The organism is Sphingomonas sp. AC411 (assembly GCF_979253035.1).
On the sequence record NZ_CEEDAQ010000001.1, the window covers coordinates 3,543,625 to 3,552,728 of the forward strand.

Annotated in this window: 13 protein-coding genes; all 13 read left to right on the plus strand. The window is 65.3% G+C overall.

Translation table 11 applies throughout. The annotated features are described in order from the left end of the window. Positions 1-276 precede the first annotated feature (276 nt). The 13 genes from AC0IX7_RS18180 (at position 277) to AC0IX7_RS18240 (ending at position 9,076) form a co-directional block, all read left to right on the plus strand. Positions 277-690, plus strand: a complete 414-nt coding sequence (locus AC0IX7_RS18180) for a hypothetical protein (RefSeq protein WP_471813255.1) — start codon at positions 277-279, stop codon at positions 688-690. Next, positions 687-2,393: a terminase large subunit gene (locus AC0IX7_RS18185; RefSeq protein WP_471813256.1), complete on the plus strand. Its 1,707-nt coding sequence runs from the start codon at positions 687-689 to the stop codon at positions 2,391-2,393. Before AC0IX7_RS18180 ends, AC0IX7_RS18185 begins: the two co-directional genes overlap by 4 nt. 2 nt (positions 2,394-2,395) lie before the next feature. Beyond that, the gene (locus AC0IX7_RS18190; RefSeq protein WP_471813258.1) at positions 2,396-3,703 is read left to right on the plus strand and encodes a phage portal protein; all 1,308 of its coding nucleotides are present in this window, start codon (positions 2,396-2,398) and stop codon (positions 3,701-3,703) included. An 80-nt stretch (positions 3,704-3,783) separates the two neighbouring features. Next, positions 3,784-4,626, plus strand: a complete 843-nt coding sequence (locus tag AC0IX7_RS18195; RefSeq protein ID WP_471813260.1) for a S49 family peptidase — start codon at positions 3,784-3,786, stop codon at positions 4,624-4,626. A gap of 20 nt (positions 4,627-4,646) precedes the next feature. Next, on the plus strand, positions 4,647-5,960 hold the full coding sequence (locus AC0IX7_RS18200; protein ID WP_471813262.1) for a phage major capsid protein: 1,314 nt from the start codon (positions 4,647-4,649) through the stop codon (positions 5,958-5,960). An 86-nt stretch (positions 5,961-6,046) separates the two neighbouring features. Continuing rightward, positions 6,047-6,199 (plus strand): hypothetical protein, encoded by a 153-nt coding sequence (locus tag AC0IX7_RS18205; RefSeq protein WP_471813263.1) that lies wholly within the window; start codon positions 6,047-6,049, stop codon positions 6,197-6,199. Between the two features lies 1 nt (position 6,200). Next, positions 6,201-6,515, plus strand: a complete 315-nt coding sequence (locus tag AC0IX7_RS18210) for a head-tail connector protein (RefSeq protein ID WP_471813264.1) — start codon at positions 6,201-6,203, stop codon at positions 6,513-6,515. After that, entirely contained in the window at positions 6,512-6,859 is a 348-nt protein-coding gene (locus AC0IX7_RS18215; RefSeq protein WP_471813265.1) for a phage head completion protein, read from the plus strand. Before AC0IX7_RS18210 ends, AC0IX7_RS18215 begins: the two co-directional genes overlap by 4 nt. Beyond that, positions 6,859-7,389 carry an HK97 gp10 family phage protein gene (locus AC0IX7_RS18220; protein WP_471813266.1) on the plus strand — a complete coding sequence of 177 codons (531 nt, stop codon included), beginning with the start codon at positions 6,859-6,861 and terminating at the stop codon, positions 7,387-7,389. The genes AC0IX7_RS18215 and AC0IX7_RS18220 overlap by 1 nt, the downstream gene beginning before the upstream one ends. Further along, positions 7,386-7,787, plus strand: a complete 402-nt coding sequence (locus AC0IX7_RS18225) for a hypothetical protein (RefSeq protein ID WP_471813267.1) — start codon at positions 7,386-7,388, stop codon at positions 7,785-7,787. The genes AC0IX7_RS18220 and AC0IX7_RS18225 overlap by 4 nt, the downstream gene beginning before the upstream one ends. 11 nt (positions 7,788-7,798) lie before the next feature. Then, a complete protein-coding gene (locus AC0IX7_RS18230) occupies positions 7,799-8,011 on the plus strand; it encodes a hypothetical protein (RefSeq protein WP_471813268.1) in 213 nt (70 codons plus the stop codon). Between the two features lie 214 nt (positions 8,012-8,225). Continuing rightward, positions 8,226-8,528 carry a hypothetical protein gene (locus AC0IX7_RS18235; RefSeq protein WP_471813269.1) on the plus strand — a complete coding sequence of 101 codons (303 nt, stop codon included), beginning with the start codon at positions 8,226-8,228 and terminating at the stop codon, positions 8,526-8,528. Between the two features lie 107 nt (positions 8,529-8,635). Beyond that, positions 8,636-9,076 carry a hypothetical protein gene (locus tag AC0IX7_RS18240; protein ID WP_471813271.1) on the plus strand — a complete coding sequence of 147 codons (441 nt, stop codon included), beginning with the start codon at positions 8,636-8,638 and terminating at the stop codon, positions 9,074-9,076. Positions 9,077-9,104: the final 28 nt, after the last annotated feature.

Here is a 9,104-nt window from a genome sequence, read left to right on the forward strand (position 1 = left end):
CGCGCGGGGGCAGGGGGTGGGTCGATCCCTGCGGGGGCCGACCCCCTGGACCCCTATGGCTCCCATGCGGAGATTATTTCCTCCTGGGCGTTCCCGGGTGCGTACTTTGGGTTGGGGGTGCTGTTCGATGGCAACCCGGAAAACCCATAAAGAGTGGTCGCGTATTCAGAGCGAATACTTGGAAGGCGAAGACTCGATCAGGGAAATAGCTGATCGGCATGAGATTTCCGAAGCGGCTATTCGTAAGCACGCGAAGGCAAAGGCTGGGAACGGCCGGTGCGCGTGCGCAAACCGGTGCGCACTTTGCTTCCGGCGCCGCGGCTGGCGATCGCCGAGCCGCTCGAGGTCCGCGAGCCGGTCGACGCCGGCACGATCGCCGAGAACGCCCGCCAGTTGGCTGCGCGAATGCTCGACGAGCTGGACGCGGTAACGAGCTTCCAGGGCGAACTCGAGGAGTCGATCGAGATCCTAACCGCCAACGACGAGAACGACCAACGGCGTGACGCGATGATGAAGGCGGTCTCGCTGCCGGCGCGGTCGCAGATCCTGAAGAACCTCGCCGCGTCGCTGAAGGTCATCAACGAGACGGCTGCACCTACGAAGGGCAAGAAGGCGCAGGCGCAGGATCGCGCAACGGCCGTCGGTCGCAAATTTGGTGCGATCGGTGCGCCGACCAGGACGATCAATTGATTGATCCGACCTGGTCGACCGCGTGCCTCGACTGGAAGCGACGGATCCGCGATCGGCGCACGCTGATCCCGTTCACGCCCCTGTTTCCCGCCTCGGCCGAGGCGAAGATGGCGGTCTTTACAGCGCTCAAGATTGCCGACCTTGGTATCAACCCCCATACCGACGAGACTTGGACGATCGGAGAGAGCGCGGACGAATGGCTGCTCGATTTCGCAGCCGCGATCTTCGGGGCCTATAACGCCGAGACGGGCGAGCAGTTGATCCGCGAGGGCCTGCTGCTGGTGTCGAAGAAGAACACCAAGTCGACGATCGCGGCCGGCATCATGCTGACCGAATTGATTTGCGGCTGGCGCCCGTCGGACGAGAACCTGATCCTGGCGCCGACGATCGAGGTGGCGGGCAACAGTTTCAAGCCGGCGTGCGACATGATCCGGGCGGACGAGGAGCTGGCGGATCTGCTCCACATCCAGGAGCATGTCCGGCTCATCACCAACCGCGACACCAAGGCGACGCTGAAGGTCGTCGCGGCCGATGCGGCGACGGTGTCGGGCAAGAAGGCCAGCCGGGTGCTCGTCGACGAGCTATGGCTCTTCGGCAAGAAGGCCAACGCGGACTCGATGCTGCGCGAGGCGGCCGGCGGTCAGGTGTCGCGTCCGGAGGGCTATACGCTCTACCTCACGACGCAATCCGACGAGCCACCCGCGGGCGTCTTCAAGGAGAAGCTGGCCTACGCTCGCGACGTCCGCGACGGGAAGGTCGTCGACAAAGAGTTTCTGCCGGTCCTGTACGAATTCCCGGAAGAGATGCTTGCCAATGACGAGCATCTCAACCCGGCAAACTTCTACATCACCAACCCGAACCTCGGCCGATCGGTCAGCCAGTCGTGGCTCGAGGCGCAGTTCCGCAAGATCGAGAACGCCGAGGACGGCACGAAGCAGGTCTTCTACGCCAAGCACCTGAACGTCGAGATCGGCGTCGGTCTGCGGCACGATGCCTGGATCGGCGCGGTCTATTGGGCCCAGGCGAAAGCCGCGGTCGAATTGTGGGACGGTTCGCTCGATCAGTTTCTCGCGCTGGTGGAGGTTGCCGTCGCCGGCATCGATGGCGGCGGTCTCGACGATCTGTTCGGCCTGGCGCTGCTCGGCCGGCTGAAGTCGGATCCGCGCACCTGGCTGATGTGGAACCGGGCTTGGGCACATCTCGACGTGTTCAATCGGCGCAAGGACATCGTCAGCAAGCTCACCGACTTCATGGCGGAGGGCACGCTGATCCGCTGTGAGGATCCGACGCAGGACCTGGTCGAAGTCGCGGATCTCCTCGAGCTGGTGAAAGACGCCGGGCTGTTTCCCGACGAGGCGGCGATCGGGCTAGATCCGCAAGGTGTCGCCGCCCTGGTCGACGAGCTATCCGGCCGTGGTTTTACGGCGGACCAGCTGGTCGCGGTACCGCAGGGCTTTCGTCTTACCGGCGCGATCAAGGGCACCGAGCGCAAGCTCAAGGACGGCACGATGAAGCATGCCGGCCAGCTGCTCATGAACTGGTGCGTCGGTAACGCGAAGGTCGAACCGCGCGGCAGCGCGATCCTGATCACGAAGCAGATGTCGGGCGTGGCGAAGATCGATCCGCTGCTGGCCGGCTTCAATGCCGTGCAGCTGATGACGCGGAACCCGCGCACCAACACCTTCGAATATACGGGGATCTGAGCATGTCGATCAGCGGATATCAGCTGTCGCCACGTGCGGCAGAAGCCGAGGCCCGTCGCCGCGGTACCACGTCAGACGATTCAGCCGCGGTAACCGTACAGGCCAGCGCTGACGGCCTGAACGATACGAGCGGCTTTACGTTCTTCAATCTGCTCGGCGGGTCGCGTGGCGGCTCGATCGGCGAGCAGGCGGCGTTGTCGTCGCCGGCGGTACTGCGCGCGCTCGAGGTCTTGACCGGGCTCTTCGCTATGGCGCCGCTGATTTATTACCGCGAGGAGGACGGCGGCAAGGTTCGGGTCGAAGACGCCCCGCCGGCGATGATGCTCCGGACGCGCACGAACGACGTCCAAAACGCCTTCCTGTTCAAAGAGCTGATGCTCGGCGATCTGATCATGACCGGTAAGTTTGCCGGCTACATTCATCGTGACGGTCTCTACCGCGCCAGCAAATTGACACGCGTCAATCCGCACGGCGTCTCGCCGGTATCGAGCTGGGACAAGGCCGACGGGCTCGAGGTGTTCTACGATACGCACTTGCCCGACGGCACGTTCGAGCGGCTGACCCGGAACGACCTTTGGTTCATTCCCGGGTTCTCGCGCGACGGCCTGGTCGGCATCGATCGGCTGAAGCTGCTGCAGGACACCCTGCAGGCAGCCGCGGCGACGTCGGCGTTTGCCGCGCGCTTCTGGGAGAACAACGCGCAGCCGTCGACGATCCTGACCTCCAAGGCGAAGATGGAGCCGGGTGACAAGACCAAGCTGAAAACGGATTGGCAGAGCCGCTTCTCTGGACCGAAGAACGCCGGAGCAGTCGCGGTTCTCGATCAGGAGATGGACGCCAAGTTCCTCGCGCACGACAACGCGAAGAGCCAATACGTCGAGGTCCGCGGCTTCTACGTTGTCGAGATCGCGCGCGCGTTCGGTGTGCCCCCGCATATCGTCTTCGAGCTTAGCCGTGCGACCTTCTCAAACATCGAGCAGCAAAGCCTCGAGCTGATCCTGTATTCGATGATGGGTCACTTCGAGCGCGTCGCTGCTGCGGCGACGCACCAGTTCGCCGAGCCCGGGCACTTCTTCGAATTCCTGCCTGACGCTCTCCTGAAGGGCGACATCAAAAGCCGGTACGAGGCGTATTCGATCGCGATCGACAAGGGCGTGCTCAATCCGAACGAGGTTCGCACTCTCGAGAACCGGAACAAGCGACCAGGCGGCGAGAAATACCGCGTCGGGTCGGGCTCGCAGATCGAAGGCGAGCAGCAGCCGGCGCCGGCACCGTCGCCCGCACCTGAAAAAGACGAGGATCCAGCATGAGCGATCGTATTCTGGCGGCCATCCGGTCCGTGCCCTGGGCGATCATGCCTGGCTATCTCGAGGCGATCGAAGCGATGGCGATGCGCGCTCTCGATCATCCGGCCGTCGCGGCGGTGAAGGAGGATGGCCATATCGAGCGCCACCTCGAGGCGGTCGCTCAGATGGGCGAGCGCGTTGCCGGCACACGCTCGGCCGCGATCCGCGACGGCGTCGGTGCACTGCCGATCTTCGGTCCGATCCTGCCGCGCGCCGCGATGATCAGCCCGTCGGGCGGCGGTGCCGTCGCGCTCGATCTGCTCGCGGCCGACTTCCGGGTGCTGCAGGCCGACCCCGCGGTGCGCAAGATCCTGCTCGCAGTCGACAGCCCGGGCGGCGTGACGACCGATATCTCGCAATTCGCGCGCCTGGTCGCGCAGTCGACGAAGCCAGTCGTCGCGCACGTAAGCGGCATGGGCTGTTCTGCTGCCTACTGGATCATTAGCCAGGTGAGCGAGATCTCGATCGACGCGACCGCGATGGTCGGCTCGATCGGCGTGATGATGGGCGGCAGCGTTCAGGAGAACCCCGACCAGGCCGGACGGCGTGACGTCGCGATCGTCAGCAAAAGCGCACCGAACAAGCGCCCGGATCTGACGACCGAGGACGGCCGCGCAGTCATCCAGGCCATGATCGATTCGATCGAGGACGTGTTCATCGGCGCAGTCGCGCGCGGCCGCGGTGTCACCGAGGCCGTCGTGCGCAGCGATTTCGGCCAGGGCGGCACGCTCGCCGGTGCCTCGGCCGTCAAAGCCCGCATGGCCGACCGCGTCGAAGCGGACGGCCTGGACGGAGCGATCCGACGCCTTGCGACCCGCAACCCCTCCACCCGGCGCACGTCCGCGGAGAACACCCTGAAGCTCGCGCACGCCCGCGCCGGCCTCTAACACCCCCAGGAGACCTACCTATGCGCATCACCGCGCTCAAGACGAGCCTTGCCGGCGTCCTCGCGGCAGCCGAGCTGATCATGACCACCGCGGCATCCGACGGCGATCGCGACCTGTCGGCTGAGGAACAGCTCGAATTCGACGCCAAGATGGCCGAGGCGACCGGCCTGCAGACGAAGATCGGCCGCGAAGAGCAGGTCCTGAAGCTGAAGGCATCGACGGCAGCTCCGATCGTCGTCGGCGCTCCCGGTGGCACGCCTGCCGGTACCGTACCGGCAACGGCTGCAGCGCAGCTTCCGGCCGGCACGATGTTCACCCGCATCACCATGTCGCTTGCAGCCTGCAACATGGACCAGCGCGCCGCGGCCGACCATGCCGAGCAGCTTTGGGGAACCGAGACCGGCCAGATCGTCGCCAACCAGGAGCAGTCGACCAACGTCAAGGGCGGCTTCCTGGTCAACCCGGTCTACAGCGCCGATTTCATCGACCTGCTTCGGCCGCGCGTCGTCGTGCGCGCACTCGGCGCGCGCTCGATCCCGATGCCGGACGGCAACCTTACCATGCGCAACAAGACGAAGGGCACGACGGCCGGCTATGTCGGCGAACGCACGCCGGCGCCTGTAACCGACGTGGAGGTCGGCCAGATGTCGATGTCCGCGAAGACGCTGCGCGCGTTGGTGCCGATCACGAACCAGCTGATCCGCCGCGCCTCGATCGGCGTGGTCCAGATGGTGCGCGACGATCTCCTCGAGGGCGTTGCTGTCAAGGAGGACGCCGTGTTCATCCGCAGCGCCGGCGACGCCGTTACGCCGAAGGGCCTTGCGGCTCTGATGCCTGTCGGCAACAAGATCGCGGTCAGCGCCGAAACCACGCTGAAGACGGTCACGGCGGATCTCGCGAAGCTTCGCCTGAAGGTCATCAATTCGAACGTGCCGATGATCAGCTGCGGCTGGATCATGACGCCGCGCTCGAAGATGTTCCTCGAGACGCTGCGCGACGGCAACGGCAACATCGCCTTCCCGGAAGTGGCATCGGGCAAGCTCTATGGCTACCCGATCGGCATGACGACGTCGGTGCCGGATAACCTTGGCGTAGGCGGCAACGAGTCGGAAATCTACTTCGGCGACTTCTCGCAGCTGCTGATCGGCGACACCGAGGCGGTGACGATCGCCAGCTCCGACACCGCGGCATACGATGACAACGGCACGATCCGTTCGGCGTTCTCGAACGACGAGACGGTGGTCCGCCTCATCGCCGAGCACGACACTGGCACGCGCTACGCCGTTGCGTTCGCCATGCTCACCGGCGTCACCTGGGCACCCGGCGACGACTAAGCCGGTCCGCGGCCAGCCGGCCGCTGATCAATCGACACCTGCAAACGGGCGGCTTCGGTCGCCCGTTTGCGCATCCGGAGACTATCATGGCCGTTAAGTTGCTCATGGCCCACACGCACGGGTCGCTGTTCGTGAAGGGCGATATCGCCAAGTTCGACGCCGAGACCGAAAAGGATCTGGTCGAGCGCAAGATCGCCGAGACCTACAAGGCGCCCGCCAAGTCGGCACCGGCCGCCTGATATGGTCGACGTAGCGGCGATCGATGGCGGCGTGCTGACGATCGCCGCTGCGCGCGACTTCCTGAAGCTCGGCGCCAGCGCTGACGCTCAGGTGTCGCCCCTCATTCCCGCGGCGATCGGCCGCATCGAGAGCTATCTCGGTCGCGAGCTGGTCGGCGACGCTGGCTGGCCATCGGCCGACAAGGTGCCGGCGATCGTCGTGCACGCCGTCAAGCTCGCGCTTTCCGACTTCTACATCAACCGCGAAGCACCCGAGCTGACCGACGCGCAGCTGATGCCGATGATCGGCCGGTACATGGCAACCTCGATCGCATGATCGTCGTACGCCCCGGCGAACTCGAGCACCTGGTGCGGCTCGAGCGCAAAGTTAAAAGCACCGAGTTCGCCAGCGCCGGTGAGGACGAGTGGGCGCTGGTCGATGAAATATGGGTCGGCATCCAGGACAAGCTCCCGAGCCGCGGCGAGCGTGACCAGGGCGGTTTCACCACCAGCACCAGGCCGGCGCGGATCCGCATGTATCATCGTGACGACGTCGACCCGGGCATGCGCCTGGTGCTCGGCAACCGGATTATGCAGATCGTCTCCGCACCCGCCGAACTCGGCCGCAAGGGCGGGCTCGAGCTGATGGTCGAAGACTACGACCCGCGGGCCGCTACCTGATGGCGACGACCCGGGGCGGTTCGGAGGTGCGCCGCTTCATTTCGCAGTTGCCCTCGAAGCTAGAAAAACAGGTCCTGCGCGGCGCCGCGCGCGCCGGCGGCAAGATCATCGAGGCGGAAGCGAAAGAGCGCTCGATCTCGAGCGACGTCGACGAGGCGATCGTCATGCGTACGAAGCTCGAGGCCGGTCGCATCACGGTCAAGATCACCGTGCGAAAGGGCTGGGGCCGCGCGATCGCCAACTGGCTCGAGTATGGCACAGACGCCCATTTCATCACGATTGCGAAGGACGAGAGCGGCGGAAAGAGCGTCGCGCGATTCAACGCAACCACGAAACGCTCGATGGTCATCGGTGGCAAGTTCGTCGGCGAGACGATCTTCCATCCGGGCGCGAAGCCGCATCCGTTCCTGCGCCCATCGCTCGACATCAAGGGCGCCGAGGCGATCGCCGCGGCACAGAGCTACATCAACGCGCACGTCACCCGTTCGGGGATCGTCGCCAGCGCCGAACCGGAAGGCGATGACGGATGACCGGTGTCGATATCATTGGCGCGCTGCTTTGCGACGATCAGGCGGTCCTGGACATGCACACGGCCGAACGGATCAAGGCCGGCGCATTGCCCGACGGCGTTGTCCTGCCGGCGTTGTTGGTTCGCCTGGTCAGCAGCGTCGAGCGTCAGTCGCTGAAGCGCGGCGGATCGGTCCGGACCGTCGACCGGATCGCGGTCACCGTTCGCGCCAAGACTTATGACCAGCAGACGACGGCCATCCGCCTCGTGCGCAAAGCATGCGCCGGCCGCACCGGCGACGTCGGCGAAGCGAAGAGCGTGTCCGTCCTGACCGCCGGCGCCGGCCCCGATGCGCGCGGCCCCGGCAACAGCTTCGAACAGACCCAAGACTTCCGCGTCAGTTTCGACGCTCCCGCCTGAAGGAGACCACCATGTCCGACACCAAGACCAAGCGCGCCAAGATCGTTCGTAACTTCAAGGACGCCGGCACCGAGACCCAGTTCACTGCCGGCGAAACCGTCGACGTGAGCGAGGGCGCGTTCGCGAATTATCACGCGGCCGGCCTGGTCGAAGAGGTTGAGGCCGAGGCCGCGCCGGCACCGACCGAGGGCGACCCCGCCAAGGTCGGCCGCACCCGCAGCTGACCCGCACTTCCGCCGATCGGCGGAGGATCCACGCCGGCCGAGCCGGCTCGCCTTCTGAGAGGTAAATTATGAAGACCATGACTGCGGCGGGCTCGACGCTCGCCATCGCTGCCGCTTCCCCGCCACGAATGACGCGGCCGGCTTTGCCGCGCTGACGCTGGTCGAGGTCGGCAACGTCGAGAAGCTCGGCACCCTCGGCGCGACGTTCGCCAAGGTGGAGTTCCAGCCGCTGAAGGGTGGCAAGCAGAAGTATAAGGGCTCGCCCGATTACGGCGCCCTGCAGCCCAGCATGGCGCTCGACACGGACGACGCCGGCCAGACCCTCATGCAGGTGTCGGCCGACGACGAGACGCAGAAGCTCTACTCGTTCAAGGTTACCTACCAGGATGGCTCGAAGCGCTACTTCCAGGGTCGCGTGTTCGGCATGCCCGAGACGGCCGACGGCGCGGACTCGATGCTGATGGCAGCGCCGACGATCGAGATCTGCACCAAGCCGGTGAAGGTCGCAGCCGCCTAACTTTTCCTCTTCCGGCGCCCGCGACGCCGGCTCCCTATGCATCAACTCGCCCCGCTATCGCGGGTGCGGGACGAGTTGATGCACCATCCTCCCGCGAAGGATAAACCATGAAGCTCAACATCGCATTGCTCGCTTGCACCGCTACCGCTGCCCTCCACGTCAAGGGGCCGGGCGGCGAGCCGCTCTTCGCCGACGACAAGCGCGAAAAGCCGGTCCTCATTCATCTGCACGGCCCGGGCAGCAAGGCATACGGCGTCGTCGAGTCCCGCCAGTCGGCACGCGCGCTGAAGCGCATGCAGGACAACGACGGCAAGATCACTGCGGCAACGCCAGAGGAGCGCGTCGCCGAGACCGCCGAGGATCTCGCCGCGATCACATCGGGTTTCGAGAACTTCGAATATCAGCCGGACGGTTCGGCCGAGCCGGTCACCGGTGAGGATCTGTTCCGCTCGGTCTATGCCAACCAGGGCCTCGGCTTCATCACGCGCCAGGTGACGAAGTTCGTCGGCGACTGGGGAAACTTCAGCGCCGTCTCGAAGGCGGCCTGACCCTCTACGTCCGGCAAATGGCGTGGCT

Coding starts and splice junctions, on each gene's coding strand:
- AC0IX7_RS18225 (WP_471813267.1), top strand. CDS start 7,386: ATGACCGGTGTCGATATCATTGGCGCGCTGCTTTGCGACGATCAGGCG.
- AC0IX7_RS18205 (WP_471813263.1), top strand. CDS start 6,047: ATGGCCGTTAAGTTGCTCATGGCCCACACGCACGGGTCGCTGTTCGTG.
- AC0IX7_RS18215 (WP_471813265.1), top strand. CDS start 6,512: ATGATCGTCGTACGCCCCGGCGAACTCGAGCACCTGGTGCGGCTCGAG.
- AC0IX7_RS18240 (WP_471813271.1), top strand. CDS start 8,636: ATGAAGCTCAACATCGCATTGCTCGCTTGCACCGCTACCGCTGCCCTC.
- AC0IX7_RS18220 (WP_471813266.1), top strand. CDS start 6,859: ATGGCGACGACCCGGGGCGGTTCGGAGGTGCGCCGCTTCATTTCGCAG.
- AC0IX7_RS18200 (WP_471813262.1), top strand. CDS start 4,647: ATGCGCATCACCGCGCTCAAGACGAGCCTTGCCGGCGTCCTCGCGGCA.
- AC0IX7_RS18190 (WP_471813258.1), top strand. CDS start 2,396: ATGTCGATCAGCGGATATCAGCTGTCGCCACGTGCGGCAGAAGCCGAG.
- AC0IX7_RS18230 (WP_471813268.1), top strand. CDS start 7,799: ATGTCCGACACCAAGACCAAGCGCGCCAAGATCGTTCGTAACTTCAAG.
- AC0IX7_RS18195 (WP_471813260.1), top strand. CDS start 3,784: ATGCGCGCTCTCGATCATCCGGCCGTCGCGGCGGTGAAGGAGGATGGC.
- AC0IX7_RS18210 (WP_471813264.1), top strand. CDS start 6,201: ATGGTCGACGTAGCGGCGATCGATGGCGGCGTGCTGACGATCGCCGCT.